Source organism: Bradyrhizobium sp., assembly GCF_050014615.1.
Lineage (GTDB): Bacteria > Pseudomonadota > Alphaproteobacteria > Rhizobiales > Xanthobacteraceae > Bradyrhizobium.
Genome location: NZ_JBEKCZ010000083.1, coordinates 1 through 20834 on the forward strand (window position 1 = coordinate 1; position 20834 = coordinate 20834).

Sequence of the window (20834 nt, forward strand, 5' to 3'; positions counted from 1 at the left end):
ACGCCGGCGACGCCGCGCTGCATCAGCCGCGTCACCAGAATGGCGCCGGCGGACGCGGCGCGGGCGTTCTTGCGGCTGTCCATCACCAGCACCGCGCCGGGCGGGCAATCCTCGATGGCCTTGCGCTGTGGGTGGGAACGATCGCGAAACACCTCGAGCGTGTTGAGATCCTCGCGCGCCGGCATGTAGCGCAGCGTGAAGGCTTCGCCGACCAATGTCGGCTGATCCAGGCTGAGCGGATGCACGTCCTGAATGCACTGGGTGCGAAAGCCGCGCTTGTAGAGCGCGGTGGCCACGGTGGCGGTGCTGATGGTCTTCAGCTTGTTGCGGGTGACGTCGCTGAGTTTTGTCATGATTTATCCATCCCGGTTGCTGTCATTCCGGGATGGTCCGAAGGACCAGACCCGGAATCTCGAGATTCCGGGTTCGCGCTTCGCGCGCCCCGGAATGACGGTGTGCCCTAATAAATCGACGGCTCGCCGACCGGCGCGCCGAATGAGGTTTCCAGAAAATCGAAATCGCAGCCTTCATTGGCCTGCCTGATGTGTTTGGTGAACATCCAGCCGTAGCCGCGCTCGAAGCGGGTCTCGGGCGCCTGCCATGCGGCGCGGCGCTTGGCGAGTTCGGCTTCGCCGACGTCGAGATTGATGGTGCGCGCCGCGACATCGAGCGTGATCAGGTCGCCGCTCTTCACCAGCGCCAGCGGCCCGCCGATATAGGATTCCGGCGAGACGTGCAGGATGCAGGCGCCATAGCTGGTGCCGCTCATGCGCGCGTCCGACAGCCGCACCATGTCGCGCACGCCCTGCTTCACGAGCTTGGTCGGGATCGGCAGCATGCCCCATTCCGGCATGCCCGGTCCGCCCTGCGGGCCTGCATTGCGCAGGATCAGCACATGATCGGCCGTGACGTCGAGATCTGGATCGTCGATCGCCTGCTTCATCGAGGGGTAATCGTCGAACACCAAGGCCGGCCCGGTATGCCGGAGGAAGCGCGGCTCGCAGGCCGAGGGCTTGATCACGCAGCCATCGGGGGCGAGGTTGCCCTTGAGCACCGCGAGCGCGCCTTCGGCATAGATCGGATTCGCGACCGTCCGGATCACGTCGTCATTATAGACCGCGGCATCGGCGATATTCTCGCCGAGCGTCTTGCCGGTCACCGTCATGGCATCGAGATGCAGGTGATTCTTGATGCGGCTCATCAGTCCGGGCAACCCGCCGGCATAATAGAAATCCTCCATCAGATATTTGTCGCCGCTCGGGCGGACATTGGCGATGACCGGCACCTTGCGGCTGGCGATCTCGAAATCGTCGAGCCCGATGTCCTGGCCGGCGCGGCGCGCCTGCGCGATCAGATGAATGATCGCATTGGTCGAACAGCCCATCGCCATCGCCACGGTAATGGCGTTCTCGAATGCCTTGCGGCTCTGGATTTTCTTCGGCGTCAGATCTTCCCAGACCATCTCGACAATGCGGCGGCCGCTTTCCGAACTCATGCGAATATGGCCGGAATCCGCCGCCGGGATCGACGAGGCGCCCGGCAGCGTCATGCCGATCGATTCGGCGATCGCGGTCATGGTCGAGGCGGTACCCATGGTCATGCAGGTGCCGTAGCTGCGGGCGATGCCGGCCTCGACATCGACCCAGTCCTTGTCGGAGATTTTCCCCGCGCGCCGCTCGTCCCAGTATTTCCAGGCATCGGAGCCCGAACCCAGCGTCTTGCCCTTCCAGTTGCCGCGCAGCATCGGACCGGCGGGAAGATAGATCGCGGGCAGCCCCATGCTGGTGGCGCCAAGCAGCAGCGCCGGCGTGGTCTTGTCGCAGCCGCCCATCAGCACCACGCCGTCGACCGGGTGGCCGCGCAACAGCTCCTCGGCATCCATCGCCAGCAGATTGCGATAGAGCATCGTGGTCGGCTTCAGGAACGATTCCGACAGCGACAGCGCCGGCAATTCCATCGGAAAGCCGCCGGCCATCAGGATGCCGCGCTTGACGTCATCGACCCGGCTCTTGAAATGCATGTGGCAGGGCTGCGCATCCGACCAGGTATTGAGGATCGCGATGACCGGGCGGCCTTTCCATTCTTCCGGCGCATACCCCATCTGCATGGCGCGCGAGCGATGGCCGAAGGCGCGGAGATCATCGGGCGCAAACCAGCGCGCGCTGCGCAGCGTTTCCGGGCTTTTTTTCTTGTCTGTCATGGCGACACCTGTTCTAGACCTTGCTTAGGTCTTCTCACAGGCGATCGATGCGGAGCAAGCCCCGCGCGGATCGATCTCGTGATTTTTGCCAAGACCCGTCCGGGCCCTGCGAGCCGAGGTTCAGGAAACCATGAGATTTGTCGTCAGGGCTTCCCTGAGCCGCTCCGCCAGTTCAGCCTTGCGGTACGGCTTGACCAGAAGGATCGCCCGCGCGCGGGCGCGACCCTGCTGGGTCAGCAGCTCCAGCGCGTAGCCGGAACTATAGACGACGGGCAGGCCCGGCCGGATCTCACGCGCCAGTTCAGATCGTGAATGATCCCGACGAAGATCGCCTCGCCGTTGGCTACACCCGGCATGGCCAGCTATTCCCTGACCAGCTCTTCCCTGAATCGTGCATAGGCCACTTTCGGCCACTTTACGGCTGAGGAAGTGCTTGCGCGGCAACCGCAACCGATTCACAACTTGTCATTGAGTCTTGGAAGATCGGCCGTGGCAAGAATTCTGATCGTGGACGATGAACCTGCGGTTCTGGCGACGATCCGGCTGCTGCTGGAACGGGCCGGGCACACCGTTGTCGTCGCAGGCGATGGCCGCAAAGGTCTCGCGATATTCGAGGCCGGAGATTTCGATCTGGTGTTTCTCGATATCTTCATGCCTGGAATGGACGGGCTGGAAACGATGAGGCTCGTTCACCAGCACCAGCCGCTGGTCCCGATCGTCGTGATCTCCGGTCGGCCCGCGCCGTATGAATCAGGACCGGATTTCCTGGGCATGGCTACCAAGCTCGGCGCGATCCGCGGCCTGCAAAAGCCGTTCAAACCGGCCGCTCTGCTGGCGGCCGTTGCCGGTTGTCTTGAAGCCGCGAAACGCTTATCGTCATCCACCGTGACCGGTAATATTGCTCCGAACCTTTGACGCGAGGACAGTGTCGGCTGTTCTGCCCGGTTGGGCGCCAAATGGCGCGAGAGCGAAGATGACGCTGACAGCCAGGCTGGCGCTCGCGATGAGTCTGCTGGTGACGGTCGCGGTAACCGCGGTCGGATGGCTGAGCTATAGCAACCTGCAACAGGTCCTGCTGCCGCGCGTTCTCGATCGGACCGAGACGCATTCGCGGCTCGTCGCCTTCGAATTGCAATCCTATGTCCGCGGTGCGCGTGGCGACATCGCCAGCTTTCGGTCTGCGACAGCCCTCAAGGGGTCGATTCGCGCCCATCTGGCCGGGGGTATCGATCCCCTCGACGGCATCTCCGAACAGACATGGCGCGAGCGGGTCGCACAGCGCCTGTTCGCCGAACTCGAAGCCAAGCCGGCCTACGCGCAGTTTCGCTTGATCGGCATTGAGGATGGCGGGCGCGAAATCGTTCGCGTCGACCGTTCCGGGCCGGGCGGCGCAATTCGGCTTGTCCCCGATGCGCAGCTGCAGAGAAAGGGCGATCGGCCCTATTTCACGGACACGGTCAGCCTGCAGCCGGGCGAAATATACGTTTCGGCAGTCGATCTCAATCAGGAGATGGGTGTGATCGAAACACCCCATGTACCGACCCTGCGCATTGCCACGCCGCTGCCGGGGCCCGACGGCAAGCCATTCGGTATCATCGTCATCAATATCGACATGCGGCCGGCGTTCGACCGGGTCCGCTCATCGGTACGGCAAGGCGGAGGGATCTACGTCGTCAATCGACGGGGCGACTATCTCGTTCATCCGGATCCCGCGCGCGAATTCGGCACGGAACTGGGCCTGTCGATCCGCTGGCCGGCAGACTTTCCGGACCTGGCATCGTCGATCGGAGCGACGCAAAGCATCGGGCGTATTGCGCCGGACCAAGCCGGCCAGCCGGCTGGAATAGCGCTCGCGCCCACCCTTTTGGCTGGCGAGGAATGGATCGGGGTCATCGAAACCGTTCCGAACGCGGTATTGATGGCGCCAGCCGCCACCATCCAACACACCACCGCGCTGGTCGGCCTGATCGCGGTATTGTGCGCGGCCGCGCTGGCGGTATTTGTCGCGCGCTCGCTGACCGGACCAATCCGTCGCCTGACGGCGGCCGTTGAAGGAGCCGGCAGCAACAATCCGGTTGCGATACCGGTCGATGCGACCGGCGAGACCGGCGTGCTGGCGCGGGCGTTTGCGCGCGTGATGAGCGAGGCGAATGCAAAAACCGCCGAGCTGGAGCGCGAGGTCATGGAACATCGCCGCACCGAAGCCGCGCGCGACCATCACGCGACGCGCGAGCGTATCTTCAGCGCCGCGGTGGAATCCTCCAACGATTCCGTCGTCACCTACTCCCTCGACGGCGAGATCACCGGCTGGAACCCGGCGGCGGAACGCCTGTACGGGTATGCCGCGGCGGAAACGGTGGGCAGGAAAATCGCTTTCCTCGTGCCTCCCGATCGATCCGACGAGTCGCAGGACATCCTGCGCCGGACCGCTCGCGGCGAAACAGTCGAGCCCTTTGAAACCGTGCGAACGCGAAAAGACGGCAGTGCTGTCGAGGTTTCGCTCAGCGTATCGCCGATCAAGGCCCCGTCGGGGACGATCATTGGTGCATCCACGACGGCCCGCGACATCACTGAAAGCAAGCGAACCCAGCAATCACTTACTCAGCAGATCGAGGAGCGGCGTCGCATCTTTGAAACTTCCCAGGACCTGGTCCTGGTGATCGATCCCGGCGGGATCCTGGTTCAGGTGAGCCCAAGCTCGGAAACCATCCTGGGATTCACGCCGGAAGAAATGGTCGGTCACAATGCGAGCGAGTTCCTGCATGCGGACGACCTCGACATCAGCCGCGAGGAAATGCGCCTGGCACGGCGCGGACGACCCGCGCAGCATACCGATTCACGTTACATTCATAAGGACGGACGAATCGTGACGCTGTCGTGGATGGGCACATGGTCGGAGCCGGTCAGGCGATATTTCTTTGTCGGCCGCGATATGACCGAAAGCCGGCGGGCCCAGGAAACATTGCGCGAAAGCGAACAACTGGCGCGCGGCATCATCGATATCGCGCTCGACGCGTTCTACCAGATCGACGAGCGCGGCAGCATCCTCAGCTGGAATGGGCAGGCCGAGGCGGTCTTCGGCTGGCCGCGCCAGGAAGCGCTCGGGAAGAACGTGCTCGACCTGATTTTCGCCGGCGCGGAGCGCGATGACCTCAAGGCTGCGCTGGAACGCTTCCTGCGCTCCGGGCAAACCGAAGTTTCCAGAGGCCGCCACGAAGTCACGGCCCGCAGACGCGACGGAAAGGAATTCAGGGCCGAGGTCAGCGTCACCGCGCTGAAAACGCGCGAAGGCTTTGTCTTCAACACCTTCGTGCGGGACCTCACCGACAAGATCGCGGCGGAGGACCGCATCCGCCAGGCCGAAAAAATGGAAGCCGTCGGCCAGCTCACCGGCGGCATCGCCCATGATTTCAATAATATCCTGACAGTTATCACAGGAACGATCGAAATACTGGCCGGGGCGGTCGCGAACGAGCCGCAACTCGCAGCCATCGCCATGATGATCGACGAAGCCGCCTCACGCGGCGCAAATCTTACCCAGCACCTTCTGGCTTTCGCCCGCAAGCAGCCGCTTCAGCCGCGGGAGACCGACATCAATATGCTGCTGCTCGACACCACGAAGCTGCTGCGGCCCACGCTCGGTGAACAGATCGCGATTGAAACGGCGTTTGAGGACGACGTATGTGTGGCGACCGTCGACCCCAATCAGCTCGTGACCGCAATTCTCAATCTCGCCCTCAACGCCCGAGACGCCATGCCCGATGGCGGCAAGCTTATCCTGGAGACCGGGTCGGCTTTTCTCGATGAAAATTACGCAAGCCTGCACGGCGACGTTCGCTCCGGCCACTACATCCTGATTGCGGTGAGCGACACCGGCACCGGCATTGCAGCTTCTATTCTGGACAAGGTATTCGACCCGTTCTTTACGTCGAAGGGACCCGGCAAGGGCACCGGCCTCGGCCTGAGCATGGTCTACGGCTTCGTCAAACAATCCGCGGGGCACATCAAGATCTATAGCGAGGAGGGCCACGGCACGACGGTCAAGATGTACCTGCCGCCCGGTACCGGAGCTTCGGTGACAGCCTACACCACCCCAACCGCGGCTATTGAGGGCGGCCACGAAACGATCCTTGTGGTCGAGGACGACAGGCTGGTGAGAGACTATGTGTTGGCGCAACTCCATTCGCTGGGTTACGCCACGCTGGATGCGGCGAATGCGGCAGAAGCGCTCGGCATCGTCGAAGCAGGCCACCCGTTCGATCTGCTTTTCACCGACGTCATCATGCCGGGCACCATGAACGGCCGTCAGCTCGCCACCGAGATACAAAGGGGCCGGCCCGGTTTGAAAGTGCTATTTACCTCGGGCTACACCGAAAATGCGATCATTCATCACGGCCGGCTCGACACCGGCGTAGCGCTGCTCGCGAAGCCATATCGCAAGTCGGAGCTGGCCGGAATGATCCGCAAGGCGCTCGCCGGCTGAACGCCGTGCGATGACTAAGGCTGGAGCATGATTCAACTGGGTTGAATCATGCTCGTCGTCCATCTTGTTGTTTGAGCATGATCTCCGCGCCAACGCCTCTGGCGTTTGCCGCGAGGGAAAACCGGTTTCCACTTTTCCGGATCATGCTCTGGAGCCATTTCCGTTCCGATTGAATCGGAACGGAAGCTCTAGTTCTTGGTTTGACGCGTTTTCTTCACGCGAACCGGTGTCCACGGAGCCTGTCATCGGGCGCGCATTCGCGCGACCCGTTGGCTGGAAAACGCTCTGAGGAAGCGCGGTTTCAGGAGGCGCGCGAGGCGGTCAGCACAATTCGAATGAGATCGGCCGCATTCTTGGCGCCGAGTTTTTTCATGATATTGGCGCGGTGATCCTCGATCGTGCGCGGGCTGATGCCGAGTTCGCGGCCGGCTTCCTTGTTGGAAGCGCCGGCGGCGAATCGCTCCAGAACTTCGCGTTCACGCCGCGTCAAAGGTTCTCGCCCGGGAAAATGCAGCGATTCCATTCTTGACGCGGAATCTTCGGCCTTTCGCCGCGCATAGGCCCCGATCGCCTCATCCACCCGTGCAACAATCTCGTTGCCCCGGAACGGCTTTTCGAGGAAGTCCAGCGCGCCATTCTTGATCGCACTGACCGCCATGGCGATGTCGCCCCGCCCGGAGATGATGAAGATCGGCGCGGGATAGTCCTCGGCGTGAAGCTCTTTCAAAACATCAAGGCCGGACTTACCGGGAATGTGCACGTCGAGCAGGATACAGGAGGGAGTCCGGGTTCGCGCGACCGCCAGCAACGCGGCGCCATCCGCGAAACAGACGACCCGGTAGCCTGCTGCCGACAACACCACGGATAGAGTTTCGCGGACGGCAGGGTCGTCGTCGACCACGAAAATCTCGCCGCGGCTGAGTGGTTTCTCGGTCATGTACCATCGCCCATAGACAGTGAAAAATGTCTTTCACTCACTCGCCGACCGGCACTGCACGCGACGCACAAGCGTGCCCTCCCGTAATCGTACGGGACCGATGCTTAACGCACAAGTAGCGACGGCGACACTAAAAGAAAGTATCAAGGAGCTCAATTCATGCAAAATACGGCAGACTACACTTCGGCCCAATCCGACCGTCGAACCGACGGCTGCACTTCAATCATATCAAATCTCGGGTCCCTGGTCGAGCAGGTCCACGCGAACATGAAGCTGATCGAAACGGCGATCGCCCGCGAAGCGGCGTTCGGTGGTCCGGAAGCGGCGGCCAGCATTGTCGTGCTGGACGATGTCACGCCGCGCTATGTGCAGGCGAATGCGGCGCTGAACGCTTCCAATGTGGGCCTGGGCGTAGCCCTTCATCTGCTGCAGGAGATCACGTCGTCGAAGCCTGAACCAGAGGGGGGCGAGGGCCACCGGTTTGTTTGACGCGTTGCGCTTAAGGCGGTCCGGCCGTGCCAACGCCGGACCTGGTCTAGAGCGTTTTCCAGCCAACGGGTCGCGTGAATGCGCGCCCGATGACAGGCTCCGTGGACACCGGTTCGCGTGAAGAAAACGCGTCAAACTAGCAACTAGCGCTTCCGTTCCGATTCAATCGAAACGAAAAAGGCTCTGGTCAAGCACCCGCGCTTCAACCGCCCATGTTGACATCTTGATTGGACGCGGCGCCCGGCCGCTTTTTCTTTTTCCTGGCCTTCAGAAACTGGACATCGATCTCGGTACCGTTGACACGGACCAGTTCGCACCTGCGGTAGGCCAGACCGGTCGACGACAACAGCAAAAAGAACTCTTTGAGATTGAGGCCCTGAATGGAGCCTTCGACGGTCAGGATAGCGTCGGTGTCCGATATGGCGTTGAGGAAACAGTCTCGGCGCCAGGTCCCGTCAATGCCCATGATGCAGACGCCATATCCGCGGCTGAACGTTACGCGTTCCGGGCCTTTGTTATCATCTGCCATCTGTCATTGATCCGGACGTTCGAGCCGATCTCGGGGCCGGCATTGCTGCCGGGTGGCGCGTGCCGCGCGCCTTCTTTGCAACCGATAGCCTCCCTTGCTTAATATTCGCCTTAATTTCGGCACCCGTGGAATTGCGGGTTAAGCCGGCCCTAGGGCCCGCACCCAGGCCTCATCCCCGACGTTCGGGATCGCTTCACCGCCTCCTGCTGGAAGCGTCCGCCAGCGGTTAAACGAAGCCTTTTGCCGGAGGCAGGTAGATCTTCACCGACGTCCCGTGCCCGGCTTCGTGATCCATTTTGACACGGCCACTGGTCGGCCTGACGATATCCAGGACCATGTCGATATCCATATCGAGATCGGCTCGATCCGGACGGTCGGCGGAAACCCCAACGCCGCAGGCGTTGACCGCGACCATGACTTCATCGCCGGCAGAGACTTCAACGTCAGCGCCGAAACGGCCTTCATCGGCCATGGTATTCCCAGTCCCGGCGTTCGCGGTCTCGAAGGTGAGCTTGCCTCCCTCCGGCATGGCGTCGCGCGCCATGATCGCGAGATTGAGTATAGCCGTCATCAGCCGCCTGGGATCGACCAGAGCGGAGGCAGCACTGGGAGCCGGGACGGTGTCGATCTCGATCTGCTCGCCGAGCATGGGACGAAGCAAACGGGCTGCGTCAACCAGCAGCGCGTTGACGTCGACCTCGCATGGTTGCGAGGGCTGGCTGCGCATGAACGCGAGCAAATGCGCCGTCAGGTTGGCGCCACGGGTGGCGGCCTCGTCGATCAATCTGGCAATTGCCGCGAGATCAGGCCGGTCGGCGACAGCCTCGGCCAGGATTCCGATCGTTCCAGTGATGACCGTAAGGACGTTGTTGAAGTCATGGACGATGCCGCCGGCGAGCCGGCCGACGATCTCCATTCTTTGGGCCGGACAGTCCTGCGCTTCGGCGGTTTCTGTTTCTGCAGGCAGGGACTTCTGAAGCATATTCCGGGTTCCCCTGCTATTCCCTGCCCCTCCCCGTGGATCGCTATCTCGACTGAGCGGTCGCTGCGAAACGTGACCCTGCGTCCGCCAGGCATTCGTTGATCACCGTCAGCAGCGCCACCGGCGTGAACGGCTTGCGTAGACAGCGCGTGGCTCCGAGCTCGAGGGCCATCCTCAGGAAGTCCGGAGCCGGCGTGTCGAGATTGGCGAAAGCGTAGCCGGACATCGCGATCAACGGAACGCTCGGCGCACGTTCGTGAAAAATCCGGATCGACTCGAAGCCGCGCATATGCGGCATGAAGATATCGACGATCATCAGATCGAAGCTGGTGCCCTCGAGGGCCCGAAGCCCGGCTTCGCCACCATCGGCGATCGTCACGTGAAAGCTGTGCCGCTCGAGATAGATCTCGATGGCCATGCAGACCATTGGATCGTCGTCGACCACAAGAATGCGCGGCATGTTGGCCCCCCGCGGTTGAGCATTTTGCGACTCGGCACCCTCTGAATCATACGACACGCGCACCTCTCCAATCCCTGTTTTTGGGTTGAATCCCCAGGCCGAATCGGAACTCCCGATGCATCCACATCGCGAAATGCCGATCGATGTCGGAAACCGGCGAGTTGCCTTCTTGCACTCTCCGCCGGACCAATCTGACACCAATCGAAGCCCAATAGCTCAACCCGTCAACACTCCTCTCGCAGTTTCCTGAAGACGTGTTCTTGCGCTTCAGCGCATTGATTCTGACGGCGCCTTCGCCGCAGCGGCAGCAACGAGATATTTGCGATGAGCCCCGTCGGCCGCCGGACCTCGTCGAGCCATGTCGCCGGCCTGAAGCTCTTGCGCAGGCCGCCCGTCGCGCCGACGAGGCGGGCCATAATGCGTCGCAAGCGCGAGCGCGACCATGAGACCAGCCCACTGACCCATAAATGCACGACGAAGCAAATATGTCGATCATCGCCGACGATCATATCGCGTCGCATAAGGGCTTCCTGCCGTGTTCTCCAGCCCGGCATTGCGCGACGATTTTTGTCGTCGCGAATCAGTGTGTTGTTCTCATTTTCGCCACACCTGAGGCAGGCTGTCTGCCCTCCAACGTGCATTGGGGTGATTTACAACTTTGCCCATTGCCTTGACGGTATGGCCACGCACGAGTTGTGCAGAGGAGCCCCGCAGCCGACCCCGCGAATTTCCCCGCGCGCAGCGTACCCGGCCGACCCAATGTCCGGTGCAGATCTTCTGCCCAAACGCATTGTCACGACGAAAACATGGCAGGTCTCCTGCCGCATACGCATATGCCGACGCCGGGCAGATTGCTTGACGCACCTTCAAGTCGCTCCCAACATCGCGTGTATCTTCCGAACGTCGCACGTAGTTCTCACTTCCGTGTGGCGGATAGCGTACATATATAATCCGCGAGGCTGGTCGTACTCCCGTAAGGAGGCCACCATGGAATCGGTTCCTCGATCACCCAATGGTTTTTTGGCATCGCTGCCTGCTGACGATTTCGAATTGATCCGCCCCCATCTGCGGACCGTCGATCTCCCCTCCGAATCGCTGCTGGTCGAGGTCGGTGAAACGCTCAAGCGCGCCTACCTGCCGCACAGTGGCGTGATCTCGCTGGTCGTCAAACTCGCAAAAGGTGAGCACGTTCAGGTCGCCATGGTCGGCCGCGACAGTATCTTTGGCGCCTTCTCCGCCCTTGGCGATCCGACTGCGCTGAACAGCGCGGTCGTGCTGGTCCCCGGTGTCGCCTCGACGCTGGACATCGACCGCCTCCGGGCCGCGGCCGACCATAGCGCGACATTCCGGACAACGCTGACCCGGCACGGGCTGGCGGTTTACACCCAGATCCAGCAGACCGCGGGCTGCAACAGTTCGCACACCGTGGAGTCCCGGCTGGGGCGATGTCTGTTGCAAACTCTTGACCTGTCCGGAAGCGATAAATTTATTCTGACCCAGGAATCGATGGCGCAGATGATCGGCGCGCGCCGCAACAGCGTGTCGCTGGTGGCCAACACCCTGCAGCAGGCCAATCTCATCCATTACAGCCGGGGGCACATCGAGATCACCGATCCGAACGGCCTGCGAAAGACCGCCTGCGAATGCTACGCGACGGTCAAGGCGCAGTACGACAGATTGCTCCGTCCCCGTTGCCTGGCGTAAGCGGGTCGGCCGAGGGCCGAGCCGCGGCGGCATTGTCGCGCGGACGCCAACCCAAGCGTTCAGATGCCGCGATACCGCATACAGGGGTTGCAGCAGGCGCTGCCGGCGGCAAATTTATTCGGTTCCGAATTAACGGGCTGTTTAATGACCGCTGCTAATGCTCAGAGGGCTGACGGGCACGCTTGGCGGAGAGCGTCGAAATTCTTCAAATACCACGAGGATTTCACTCGGGTTCGGCAACGCGTGAACGGTGCGGAGTAGAGACATGGCCTTTGATCTGTCGATGCCGATCCTGGTGGTCGATGACTACAACACCATGATCCGGATCATCCGCAACCTGCTCAAGCAGATCGGCTTCGAGAATGTCGATGATGCCAGCGACGGATCCGCCGCCCTGGCCAAGATGCAGGGCAAGAAGTACGGCCTGGTGATTTCCGACTGGAACATGGAGCCGATGACCGGCTACGATCTTCTGCGGGAAGTCCGCGCCAGTCCGGAACTTTCGCAAACGCCCTTCATCATGATCACGGCGGAATCGAAGACCGAAAACGTCATCGCAGCGAAGAAGGCCGGCGTCAGCAACTACATCGTCAAGCCGTTCAATGCCGCCACGCTGAAGACCAAGATGGAAGCCGTTTTCCCGGGATCGACCGAGTAAACCTCTTCCAGCGGCTGAAATTCCTCGCGCCTATGCCCGACGACGCCCGCAGCGCGGCTGCGGAGCCTGATCGCGCGACCGTACTTCTACGGTTTCGAATTTTCATACACGGCTAACATTCAACAGCGATAGTCATAGCAGCAAAAGAGGGCTGCATGTTCACGTTTGAGACGACCGACCAGAAGGAAGTCCGGCGTTTCCGCATCGCGCAATTCAATGGTCGGATCACCACCGTCAAGTCGGGCGGATCGACGGTCACCGGCCACGTTCGATCTGTCCTGGAACGCAAGTCGAGCGACCCGGCGCGGTGGGCTATCACCATCGTCCCGCGCGAGCCCAAGATCAAAACCAACATCCTGCGGCCTACGCCCCGTGTTCGCGCGTTCGTGGAAGACTTTTACTAGAACCGGATCTGAAGCGATCAGGCGCGTAACCACGCCCTGATCCTCTCGCGCCCGCGAGCCCCCCGCGCTATCCCGGCCCCAATTGCCGAATGCCAGGCCCACCCCGCGGTGCGAGCCAGCGTCCTTTGCCACGACGCTGACCGGGGCACCCTTCGCGGCCCCCAGGCAAAATCCAGAGCGCGGTAAGTGCCTGAATTGTGACCATAACCAACCCATAGTTGAGAGATCAAGCGGCTGCCTGTTACCGCTTAATTTACGACTTAATTTACGGCGATCTGCTTTGATGGCTTGCACCGCGCCACCTGAGGGCAGCGGGCTCATCATTAATGCTTCGTTAAACCGCAAAAAATCATGCTGCAATGATCAAGCCCAACCGGATCCAGGAATTTCTGCAGCGATTGACGCCGCCGGTGCGCAGCAATCTTCTGAACGAGCTTGAGCGGCTGGAGCTGTGCGGCGCGGAGATCCCCGGCGCCGAAACCATCGTTGAAAAATTGCGCGCGGAATTTCGCGCCGGCGGGGAAAAGCACGCCCGCGCCGGAAATCCCCAACGCTATTTTTTCGCCCCGCTGGAACCTCTGCTGGTGGATGGCGCTCCCGACCATGCCAATTCGGGCCGGGTACAGCGCGGCTCGCTGGTCGCGCTCTGGGAATGGATCAGCCGGGATCTGTTGCCGACGATGGCGCGCGACTACATGACCGAGATGACCAATCTGATCGCCACCGACAAGCAGAAGGAAGCCCGCCAGGCGGCCTCGGTGTTTCAGACCAAGGTCGTCAAGAGCCTCGAGAACACGCTCCGCTCGCCCGAGATCGCCGCTCAGGTCCGCTTCAAACTCGCGACCTACACGGCTTCCCGGACCGCCTATGACGACCTCACCAAAATGCTCTGCATTCTGCGCGCGCGCGAGGCCCTGGCAAAGTTCAACAAGGCGCTGCCGGAGCGGCTCGATAAATTCGACGACGCGCAGGTCGCCAAAATCACGCAGTTGCTGGATGGGTTCGGCAAGGACAACGCCGCGGACATTGCCTTCGCGCTGGCGCTGGTGGCCGCGCGGCTGCGGACTTCCTGGCATTTGATCCGCCTCGCCACCAAGTCCGCGGCCAGCAAGAACGCCGCCGACGTCGCCGCCACGCCCTATGCCATCACGGTCTCGATGGTGCTGGACCGGCTGGACGACAAGCGATCGCTGTTGCGCACCGCGCTCAAAAACAACCGGATTCTTGTCGCCAAGGAAATTCTGACCGACATTTACGATACCGAATACGCGCTGCGGGTCCGTATCGATCAGTTCGAGGCTTCCGAGTGGGGACAGCGGCTCGACACTCTGATGAACGCAATCACCGCGCTGGTCGAAGCCGAGGTGAGCCGCTTTCCCGACAATGTCGGCCATGTGCTGGGATCGCGCAGCCTGCGCAGCCATCAATCCCTCGCCGGACGCCTGACCTATTTGGCGTGGAAGGGCCGCGATGCCGTGACGGGGGGAACAGCCTCGCTCAAGAAGCTCTTCGGCGGGCCCGAAAAATCCGGCGCCTGAAACGGCCGGGATCGTCGGCCGCCGATCGCTGTCGCTTCATCGCCGGATGCCGGCGCGTTATGAGCGCTTCGCCCGACGCAGGTTGAAAAACTTGTCGAGAAATCGTCCTGAGACGACGAACCTGAACCACCAATAAGCCATCCGCCGCGTTTTCATCGCTCCGCCCTCATGCCGGCGTGGTCCGACGCTAGCAGCGATAGCGCCAAAGCCCGCGGGCGGATGTGAGATGCTTCACAGGTGGCCGGCATAAGTTGCAAGACAAGGCCGGCCCTGCGGCGCGATCTGCGCGCGAGCGCGCGACGGAACGGATCGATGTCCGGAAAATTTCCGGAGAATCCAATACCCAACGAAAAAGCCCGCCGGGTTTCGCCGGCGGGCTTTGATCTCAGCTAGTTAAAGCGCAACCGACCTCAGAGATCCCGGTACATCCGCGGTAATCCCTCGATCGGCTGGCCTCACATGGCGCGAAGGTTTTCCGCGCTGGTCTTGCCACGCGCGCTGTCGAGCTTCGATTCGAATGAAAGCTTCTGGCCTTCATTGAGCGAGCCCATGCCGGCACGCTCGACGGCGCTGATATGCACGAACACATCGTTGCCGCCGTCATCCGGCTGAATGAAGCCGAAGCCCTTTGTCGCGTTGAACCACTTAACTGTTCCGGTAGCCATTTAACTTCTCCAAGATTGCGCATACGCGCACTGTGCCCGCACGACCTTCGCGCGAGCTTGATCCGATTTCAGCGATGTCTTGGGGAGGGGAGCCGGTTCGGCGCGTTCAACAAGCAAATCGATTGTTCGAATGAGGGGCGTGTACGCCATCAGGCCGGGAATAGCAAGCAAATCCGGGCGACATGACAAAACGCTAATAAAGCGACCCTAATAAAGCGACCTGCGCCAGATCAGCCGAGCCGGCTGATCTGTTCCTCGGTCACCACGCGTTCGACGTTCTCGGTCTTGCTCTTGATGCGGTAACGCGGGCGCCCGTCCGCCTCGATCGGCAGGCAGGTGACGATGGTATAGACGCTGCGCTGCTTGACGCCGGCACGGCCCTGCGGCCCCTGCAGCTGATGATGAACGTCGTCATTGATCGCGAAATTGTGGGCCATCGCCTGTCTTCCCGTTACTGACGGGCTTTTAGTCGCAACACCCTTACAACGCAACACTTCTCGTCGATGGATCGGTGCCAGGGTAAACGGCGGAATCGGGCGCTCGAGGAACTACTGCAGGGACCGGAATGAGATGCGCGAGGCCCGTACCGGGGCCGAACGGGATCGGCGATTGCCACGGCGAACGGCCTGGAGGGTCCGGTTTCGCCGGGATCCCACGGATAAATCTGTCCCACGGCTCCGATCGGCGCTGGCGCCGGGGCCGACCGATCAGCCCGGCGCATGCTGACGACGATCAGGCCGACTCGCCGATTTTTTACGGGCGGTTCCCTGGGCCATTTGCGCAGGGCTATCTGCGGCGCGGCGCCGAGATCGCGCCGTACCATACGAACGCGCTGGCCTGCCGCGCCACCCGCTTACGGCCGGCTTAGGCAGCCGCGAACGCCGCAGATTGGGCACTATCTTAACCAGATTTTATAATCTGACTGGTCAGATTACCCAGAATTTAGTTGAACAAAGTCGAACGGTCGCATATTTGTTACTTTACAAAGAAGATTCTTCTGGGGAGGCGTTGCGGAGGCATTTGAATGGCTAGACCGAGCTTGCGCGAAAAACTGGCGAGCAGTGCGGTGGAAACCCTGCACGCCAGCGGATTCCACGGGTGTTCGATTCAGGACATCACCGAGGCTGCCGGCGTTCCCAAGGGTTCCTTTTTCAATCATTTTGAAAACAAGGAAGCTTTGGCGATCGACACGTTGCGGCGCTATCTCGAAAATAGCGGGTCGGACATCATGTTCGACACCACCAAACCTCCGCTTGAACGCCTCAAGAGCCATTTCCTTTTTCTGGCCAGCAAATTCGAAAACTGCAATTTCGAGCGCGGTTGCCTGCTTGGCAATTTCGCCACCGAGATGACCAAGGAATATCCGCGGATGCGGGAAGAACTCCGGCTGGTTTTCGAGACCTGGTGCGGCGCCGTCGAGTCCATTCTCCGGGAGGCTCAAGCCGCTGGCGACATCGATCCGCGTCACGATCCCGGTGAACTCGGACGCTTCCTGGTGAACGCCTGGGAGGGCGTCGCCCTGCGGCTCAAGATCACGCGGGATCGGGGCCCGATCGACGAGTTCTTTCACATCACCTTCAAAGTGCTGTTGAAATAAATGTGATCCTAAATTCGTTGACAATCTAAGTTGACCGGTCATATTGAGTGAGTGCGCCGCAACAGGATAAGGGGTTTTTGTGGCTTCAGTTTAATGTGACCGGTCACCTTGATAGTTGCGATTCCGGTATCATTATACTTATCCATCCGAGTGTTGTGTGGCGCGTCAACCGAAAAAGAGAAATCCTCATGTCGAAATTTTTCCAGAACACCCGTACTGCGATCGTCCTTTCCGGATCGGTAGCCCTCATTGCGCTGATCACGGTGGCGCCGGTCGTTCCCGCCAATGCCCAGGGCGTTCCCGCCGGGTTGACCCGACTGGATCCTCCCCAGGGGTCGAATGAGGCAGCGCTCGCCCAGCTCGACACTTCGCACGCCAAGGTGCGTGCTCACAGCAAGAAGGTCCAGGCTCACTAAGGACTTCACTAAGTATGACGTGACGCCGACACGAACGTCGGCGCTCGGATCCGATTGAACGATGCGACCGTCTCCGGGCTTGTTGGCGCGGGTCGCCTACCCGATGCCAACATCGCCTCGACTGCCGCCGTTGGGCCCCCTCAACGGCGGCATTTTCGTTTCAGCGATTGCGGCCGCATGAACTCGGCGACGGGAACGTGCGCGGACCGATTCCGTTCACGGCAAAATCAGCCCGCAGGATCGGGCTTGCGTGGGACGATGCCGATCGGCGTGAAAGTATACACCGCCTCGCCGCGCTGGTTGTAGGCGGTCCATTTGATCTTCGCGACGCCTTGCGGCTTGGTCCGCGAGGGCATCAGTTCAACCACTTCGCCTTCGAGGTGCAGCACATCGCCGGGCCGCACCGGCATCATCCAGCGCAAATCGTCGACGCCAAGCCCCATCAGCGGATGCGGTCCAAAGGGACGGACGGCAATGGTGAGCGCCATGCACATGGCCGCGGTGTGCCAGCCCGAGGCCGCCAACCCCTTGAAGGCCGATTTCTCGGCCGCCGCTTCGTCGAGATGAAACGGCTGCGGATCGAATTCGGAGGCGAATCGCTTGATGTCTTCGGCGGTCACCGACACCTCGCCGCTTTTGAAGCGCATGCCCAACGACAGGTCGTCAAACCATTCGATCATATGCGCATCTCCCGGCCGGCCGCGGCGGTGGTACTGATCATGGCGTCAAGGATATCCCGGCGCGCGGGCGCGACAAGGATTGGCGCAGAGGGAGGGCTTCTCGGTCCCTCTCCGGGCCCCTCGAAAACGGCATTAAATCAGCGTTTTCCGAACAACCTTGGCTGATTGGGTGTACCGCATTAGGTTGCCCGCATGAAAAAGATCGGCTTTCTCTCCTTCGGGCACTGGACGCCCTCGTCGCAATCACAGACCCGCTCGGCGGCAGACACACTCCTGCAATCGATCGACCTGGCCGTTGCCGCCGAGGAATTGGGCGCCGACGGGGCCTATTTTCGGGTCCATCACTTCGCCCGCCAGTTGGCCTCGCCTTTCCCGCTGCTGGCGGCCGTCGGCGCCAAGACCAGCCGGATCGAGATCGGGACCGCGGTGATCGACATGCGCTACGAGAACCCGTTTTATATGGCCGAGGACGCCGGTGCCGCCGATCTCATCGCCGGCGGGCGTCTGCAGCTCGGCATCAGCAGAGGGTCGCCCGAGCAGGTGATCGAGGGCTGGCGATATTTCGGTTATCAACCCGCGCAGGGCCAGGATGACGCCGACATGGGGCGGCGTCATGCCGAGGTGTTCTTCGACCTGCTGCGCGGGGAGGGCTTCGCGAAGCCGAATCCACGACCGATGTTTCCCAATCCGCCCGGGCTGCTGCGCCTGGAACCCCATTCCGATGGCCTGCGCGATCGGATCTGGTGGGGCGCCGGCTCGAACGCCACGGCGATCTGGGCCGCGAAACTCGGGATGAACCTGCAGAGCTCGACACTCAAGAACGACGAAACCGGCGAGGCTTTCCACGTGCAGCAGGCGGCCCAGATCCGGGCCTACCGCGCCGCCTGGAAGGAAGCCGGCCATGCCCGCGAGCCGCGGATCTCGGTCAGCCGCAGCATCTTCGCGCTGATGGACGATCGTGACCGCAGCTATTTCGGGAGCGGGCGCGAAAATGATGACCAGATCGGATTCATCGACGAGAGGACCAGGGCGATCTTCGGCCGCAGCTATGCCGCCGAGCCGCAGCTGCTCATCGAGCAGCTCAGGAAAGACGAAGCCATCACCGAGGCCGACACGCTGCTCTTGACCGTCCCCAACCAATTGGGCGTTGCCTACAACGCGCATGTGATCGAGGCGATTTTGACCCACATCGCTCCAGCCCTGGGCTGGCGTTAGCGAACTGGCTCGGCAAAGCTCGCTTGAAAGGAGTCTGACTTGAGCGTTGCTTTCACCAAGGAAGACAGCGCCGAAACGGCGTCGGAGACGCTGCTGCCCGACCGCCCGGTTTCACCGCATCCGAATCTTGTTACGGAAGATGGATTGAAGGCTCTGGAATTTCAACTCCACCGGGCTCGCGAAGCATACGAGGCGGCGCAGAAGATCGAAGACGTCAATGAACGACGGCGGCAGGCAGCAGCCCCCTTGCGCGATGCGCGCTACTTTGCGGCCAGAGTTCGCTCGGCCCAGGTGATCACCAGTCCTGCGTCAACTGACACCGTTGCCTTCGGCAGCACGGTGACCTTCAGGCGCGACGACGGGCGCGTACAGAAATATCGTATCGTGGGAGAGGACGAAGCGGACCCTAACGCCGGTTCAATTTCCTTCGTATCCCCGGTGGCACGGCTTCTGATGGGCAAGGCTGTTGGGGACGTCGTCGGTGCATCCGGTCAAGAGCTTGAGATCATCGCTATCGCGGTGCACCCCCGTAGCTAAAACGTCACGACTCTGCGGATCGATTCCCCGCGCCGCATCGGGCTCATCGGATTGGCGACGTGGTAGCTGGCAAGTTGTCCATTCCAAATCCTATCAAATCCATCGGCCTCCAATGGCCACCTCGGAACCTTTCGACGTCGTGTCGTCACAGCCTGCAAGGGCGAAGGTTTACGGCGAAATATCGCATTTACTTTGCCTGCGGTCTGATGAACACAACCGGATGCGGCGACCATTCGCGCGCCAGCTTTTCACCCTCGGCGATCTCGGCGCTGGTCATAAGCGCCGCCACGGTGTCACGCTGTTCCAACGCCGTTTGCTTCGACGAACCGAATGCAGCCACGCCAGGCAAATCCGGTGCTTTGACATCGCCAAGCTTCGCCGCCAGCGTGAACCACATGTAGGCTTGAACGTTGTTTTTTGAGACGCCGCGCCCTGCTGCATACATTGCCGCGAGATTGTATTGCGGACCGTGCATCAACGTCAGATGACTTGAGTCGTAGACCTTGTTTGCAGCACGGCGATACCAAGCCAACGCATCGGCATCGCTCTGCTGCACGGAGAATCCGTGTTCGTAGGCGATGCCGATAATGTTCTGCGCGTAGGGAGAGTCCTGTTCTGCAGCCAGACGATACCATTTCAAGGCCTCGCTGTAGTCCCGCTGAACCCCGTATCCCATGGCGTACATGTCGCCGAGATTGTTCTGTGCGACCATAAAATCCTGGTCTGCCGCGCGGCGAAACCAATTCACAGCCTCGGCATCGTCCCGGGCTACACCCCAGCCCAGTCGATACATGGTCCCAACGTCGTTCTGAGCGATCGCTAAACCCTTTGCGGCTGCCAAGTGAAGCCATTTCATCGCCTCGGCAGAGTCTTGCGTCACACCAAGGCCCTTCGCGTACATGACACCAAGGTTGTACTGCGCATAGGTGTTGTCCTGGTCCGCAAGCGCTCGAAACATTCGTGATGCCGCCGGATAATCTCCACCGCGAGCCGCCGCGGAGGCGTCCTCAAGCGGACCGGCGATCACGGGAGACCCGGCAAGAACGGTCAGCGCTATGATGACAACTTGAACAACAGGGTGTCGTCTGGGCATGTGGTAGAGTCCCGCAACGATCGAAAAAAGTTCTGGGACCGCACACGCTGGGTCACCACTGGCCGCGAGCGCTTCGTCCCTGCGACTTGATGCATCAATCGCGCATTATAGTGCGTCGCAATTAAATGCACATCCTGTCCGATTCCGCCGATGGCGGAAGATCTACGGCAACTGGTCGGAAGCAACGTGAAACGCCTGCGGATCGCGGCAGGCGTTTCGGCAAGCCGAGCTGGCGGAGAGGGAGGGA

23 protein-coding genes are annotated in these 20834 nt (G+C 61.3%); 11 read left to right on the forward strand and 12 right to left on the reverse strand.

All coding sequences use genetic code 11. The features are described 5' to 3' along the window. The 3 genes from ABR948_RS14840 to ABR948_RS14850 all read right to left on the reverse strand — a co-directional run. Positions 1 to 353 (reverse strand): RraA family protein (locus ABR948_RS14840; protein WP_490337841.1); only part of this gene is annotated, 353 nt, incomplete at its 3' end. A gap of 107 nt (positions 354 to 460) precedes the next feature. Then, positions 461 to 2200: an L-arabinonate dehydratase gene (gene araD / locus ABR948_RS14845; RefSeq protein ID WP_428119095.1), complete on the reverse strand. Its 1740-nt coding sequence runs from the start codon at positions 2198 to 2200 to the stop codon at positions 461 to 463. Between the two features lie 120 nt (positions 2201 to 2320). Next, the gene (locus ABR948_RS14850) at positions 2321 to 2614 is read right to left on the reverse strand and encodes a hypothetical protein (protein ID WP_428119097.1); all 294 of its coding nucleotides are present in this window, start codon (positions 2612 to 2614) and stop codon (positions 2321 to 2323) included. A gap of 75 nt (positions 2615 to 2689) precedes the next feature. Between ABR948_RS14850 and ABR948_RS14855 the strand changes: the two genes are divergently transcribed. After that, entirely contained in the window at positions 2690 to 3115 is a 426-nt protein-coding gene (locus ABR948_RS14855; RefSeq protein WP_428119137.1) for a response regulator, read from the forward strand. 58 nt (positions 3116 to 3173) lie between these two features. Next, a complete protein-coding gene (locus ABR948_RS14860) occupies positions 3174 to 6683 on the forward strand; it encodes a PAS domain S-box protein (RefSeq protein WP_428119099.1) in 3510 nt (1169 codons plus the stop codon). A 301-nt stretch (positions 6684 to 6984) separates the two neighbouring features. On the opposite strand, the gene ABR948_RS14865 is transcribed toward ABR948_RS14860, so the two are convergent. After that, entirely contained in the window at positions 6985 to 7620 is a 636-nt protein-coding gene (locus tag ABR948_RS14865; RefSeq protein WP_428119101.1) for a response regulator transcription factor, read from the reverse strand. A 159-nt stretch (positions 7621 to 7779) separates the two neighbouring features. On the opposite strand from ABR948_RS14865, the gene ABR948_RS14870 reads away from it, so the two are divergent. Then, on the forward strand, positions 7780 to 8109 hold the full coding sequence (locus ABR948_RS14870) for a hypothetical protein (protein ID WP_428119103.1): 330 nt from the start codon (positions 7780 to 7782) through the stop codon (positions 8107 to 8109). A 202-nt stretch (positions 8110 to 8311) separates the two neighbouring features. On the opposite strand, the gene ABR948_RS14875 is transcribed toward ABR948_RS14870, so the two are convergent. From ABR948_RS14875 to ABR948_RS14890, 4 genes are all read right to left on the reverse strand, one after another. Then, complete coding sequence (locus ABR948_RS14875; RefSeq protein WP_428119105.1) at positions 8312 to 8638, reverse strand: PilZ domain-containing protein; 327 nt, start codon at positions 8636 to 8638, stop codon at positions 8312 to 8314. 226 nt (positions 8639 to 8864) lie between these two features. Further along, entirely contained in the window at positions 8865 to 9620 is a 756-nt protein-coding gene (locus ABR948_RS14880) for a hybrid sensor histidine kinase/response regulator (protein WP_428119107.1), read from the reverse strand. A 43-nt stretch (positions 9621 to 9663) separates the two neighbouring features. Then, the gene (locus tag ABR948_RS14885) at positions 9664 to 10080 is read right to left on the reverse strand and encodes a response regulator (RefSeq protein WP_428119109.1); all 417 of its coding nucleotides are present in this window, start codon (positions 10078 to 10080) and stop codon (positions 9664 to 9666) included. Between the two features lie 224 nt (positions 10081 to 10304). Beyond that, positions 10305 to 10601 (reverse strand): hypothetical protein, encoded by a 297-nt coding sequence (locus tag ABR948_RS14890; protein ID WP_428119111.1) that lies wholly within the window; start codon positions 10599 to 10601, stop codon positions 10305 to 10307. A gap of 466 nt (positions 10602 to 11067) precedes the next feature. On the opposite strand from ABR948_RS14890, the gene ABR948_RS14895 reads away from it, so the two are divergent. The 4 genes from ABR948_RS14895 (at position 11068) to ABR948_RS14910 (ending at position 14384) form a co-directional block, all read left to right on the forward strand. After that, positions 11068 to 11784: a Crp/Fnr family transcriptional regulator gene (locus tag ABR948_RS14895; RefSeq protein ID WP_428119113.1), complete on the forward strand. Its 717-nt coding sequence runs from the start codon at positions 11068 to 11070 to the stop codon at positions 11782 to 11784. 265 nt (positions 11785 to 12049) lie between these two features. Continuing rightward, the gene (locus tag ABR948_RS14900) at positions 12050 to 12442 is read left to right on the forward strand and encodes a response regulator (RefSeq protein WP_428119115.1); all 393 of its coding nucleotides are present in this window, start codon (positions 12050 to 12052) and stop codon (positions 12440 to 12442) included. Between the two features lie 155 nt (positions 12443 to 12597). Further along, on the forward strand, positions 12598 to 12846 hold the full coding sequence (locus ABR948_RS14905; protein ID WP_428119117.1) for a hypothetical protein: 249 nt from the start codon (positions 12598 to 12600) through the stop codon (positions 12844 to 12846). Positions 12847 to 13205: 359 nt separating this feature from the next. Beyond that, positions 13206 to 14384, forward strand: coding sequence for a hypothetical protein (locus tag ABR948_RS14910; protein WP_428119119.1), 1179 nt, complete (start codon positions 13206 to 13208; stop codon positions 14382 to 14384). A 455-nt stretch (positions 14385 to 14839) separates the two neighbouring features. Here ABR948_RS14910 and ABR948_RS14915 read toward each other — a convergent pair whose 3' ends face one another. Together ABR948_RS14915 and ABR948_RS14920 are read right to left on the reverse strand one after the other, a co-directional pair. Continuing rightward, entirely contained in the window at positions 14840 to 15049 is a 210-nt protein-coding gene (locus tag ABR948_RS14915) for a cold-shock protein (RefSeq protein WP_428119121.1), read from the reverse strand. 230 nt (positions 15050 to 15279) lie between these two features. After that, complete coding sequence (locus tag ABR948_RS14920) at positions 15280 to 15486, reverse strand: hypothetical protein (protein WP_428119123.1); 207 nt, start codon at positions 15484 to 15486, stop codon at positions 15280 to 15282. A 587-nt stretch (positions 15487 to 16073) separates the two neighbouring features. Here ABR948_RS14920 and ABR948_RS14925 point away from each other — a divergent pair. Continuing rightward, entirely contained in the window at positions 16074 to 16646 is a 573-nt protein-coding gene (locus ABR948_RS14925; protein ID WP_428119125.1) for a TetR/AcrR family transcriptional regulator, read from the forward strand. Positions 16647 to 16834: 188 nt separating this feature from the next. Continuing rightward, on the forward strand, positions 16835 to 17062 hold the full coding sequence (locus tag ABR948_RS14930; RefSeq protein ID WP_428119127.1) for a hypothetical protein: 228 nt from the start codon (positions 16835 to 16837) through the stop codon (positions 17060 to 17062). A gap of 227 nt (positions 17063 to 17289) precedes the next feature. Here ABR948_RS14930 and ABR948_RS14935 read toward each other — a convergent pair whose 3' ends face one another. Then, positions 17290 to 17742 carry a MaoC family dehydratase gene (locus ABR948_RS14935; protein WP_428119129.1) on the reverse strand — a complete coding sequence of 151 codons (453 nt, stop codon included), beginning with the start codon at positions 17740 to 17742 and terminating at the stop codon, positions 17290 to 17292. A gap of 192 nt (positions 17743 to 17934) precedes the next feature. Here ABR948_RS14935 and ABR948_RS14940 point away from each other — a divergent pair, with 192 nt between their 5' ends. Next, positions 17935 to 18957 carry an LLM class flavin-dependent oxidoreductase gene (locus ABR948_RS14940; RefSeq protein WP_428119131.1) on the forward strand — a complete coding sequence of 341 codons (1023 nt, stop codon included), beginning with the start codon at positions 17935 to 17937 and terminating at the stop codon, positions 18955 to 18957. A 39-nt stretch (positions 18958 to 18996) separates the two neighbouring features. Next, positions 18997 to 19494 (forward strand): transcription elongation factor GreA, encoded by a 498-nt coding sequence (gene greA, locus ABR948_RS14945; RefSeq protein WP_428119133.1) that lies wholly within the window; start codon positions 18997 to 18999, stop codon positions 19492 to 19494. 187 nt (positions 19495 to 19681) lie between these two features. Here the strand turns inward: greA and ABR948_RS14950 are convergent, their stop codons facing one another. Beyond that, positions 19682 to 20587: a tetratricopeptide repeat protein gene (locus ABR948_RS14950; protein ID WP_428119135.1), complete on the reverse strand. Its 906-nt coding sequence runs from the start codon at positions 20585 to 20587 to the stop codon at positions 19682 to 19684. Positions 20588 to 20834: the final 247 nt, after the last annotated feature.

Bases quoted from the DNA above. Each gene is read 5' to 3' on its own strand.
- ABR948_RS14935 (WP_428119129.1), bottom strand. From the start codon at position 17,742: ATGATCGAATGGTTTGACGACCTGTCGTTGGGCATGCGCTTCAAAAGC.
- ABR948_RS14875 (WP_428119105.1), bottom strand. From the start codon at position 8,638: ATGGCAGATGATAACAAAGGCCCGGAACGCGTAACGTTCAGCCGCGGA.
- ABR948_RS14920 (WP_428119123.1), bottom strand. From the start codon at position 15,486: ATGGCCCACAATTTCGCGATCAATGACGACGTTCATCATCAGCTGCAG.
- ABR948_RS14895 (WP_428119113.1), top strand. From the start codon at position 11,068: ATGGAATCGGTTCCTCGATCACCCAATGGTTTTTTGGCATCGCTGCCT.
- ABR948_RS14930 (WP_428119127.1), top strand. From the start codon at position 16,835: ATGTCGAAATTTTTCCAGAACACCCGTACTGCGATCGTCCTTTCCGGA.
- ABR948_RS14940 (WP_428119131.1), top strand. From the start codon at position 17,935: ATGAAAAAGATCGGCTTTCTCTCCTTCGGGCACTGGACGCCCTCGTCG.
- ABR948_RS14885 (WP_428119109.1), bottom strand. From the start codon at position 10,080: ATGCCGCGCATTCTTGTGGTCGACGACGATCCAATGGTCTGCATGGCC.
- ABR948_RS14880 (WP_428119107.1), bottom strand. From the start codon at position 9,620: ATGCTTCAGAAGTCCCTGCCTGCAGAAACAGAAACCGCCGAAGCGCAG.
- ABR948_RS14905 (WP_428119117.1), top strand. From the start codon at position 12,598: ATGTTCACGTTTGAGACGACCGACCAGAAGGAAGTCCGGCGTTTCCGC.
- ABR948_RS14890 (WP_428119111.1), bottom strand. From the start codon at position 10,601: ATGCGACGCGATATGATCGTCGGCGATGATCGACATATTTGCTTCGTC.
- ABR948_RS14915 (WP_428119121.1), bottom strand. From the start codon at position 15,049: ATGGCTACCGGAACAGTTAAGTGGTTCAACGCGACAAAGGGCTTCGGC.
- ABR948_RS14865 (WP_428119101.1), bottom strand. From the start codon at position 7,620: ATGACCGAGAAACCACTCAGCCGCGGCGAGATTTTCGTGGTCGACGAC.
- araD (WP_428119095.1), bottom strand. From the start codon at position 2,200: ATGACAGACAAGAAAAAAAGCCCGGAAACGCTGCGCAGCGCGCGCTGG.
- ABR948_RS14900 (WP_428119115.1), top strand. From the start codon at position 12,050: ATGGCCTTTGATCTGTCGATGCCGATCCTGGTGGTCGATGACTACAAC.
- ABR948_RS14860 (WP_428119099.1), top strand. From the start codon at position 3,174: ATGACGCTGACAGCCAGGCTGGCGCTCGCGATGAGTCTGCTGGTGACG.
- ABR948_RS14950 (WP_428119135.1), bottom strand. From the start codon at position 20,587: ATGCCCAGACGACACCCTGTTGTTCAAGTTGTCATCATAGCGCTGACC.
- ABR948_RS14870 (WP_428119103.1), top strand. From the start codon at position 7,780: ATGCAAAATACGGCAGACTACACTTCGGCCCAATCCGACCGTCGAACC.
- ABR948_RS14925 (WP_428119125.1), top strand. From the start codon at position 16,074: ATGGCTAGACCGAGCTTGCGCGAAAAACTGGCGAGCAGTGCGGTGGAA.
- ABR948_RS14910 (WP_428119119.1), top strand. From the start codon at position 13,206: ATGATCAAGCCCAACCGGATCCAGGAATTTCTGCAGCGATTGACGCCG.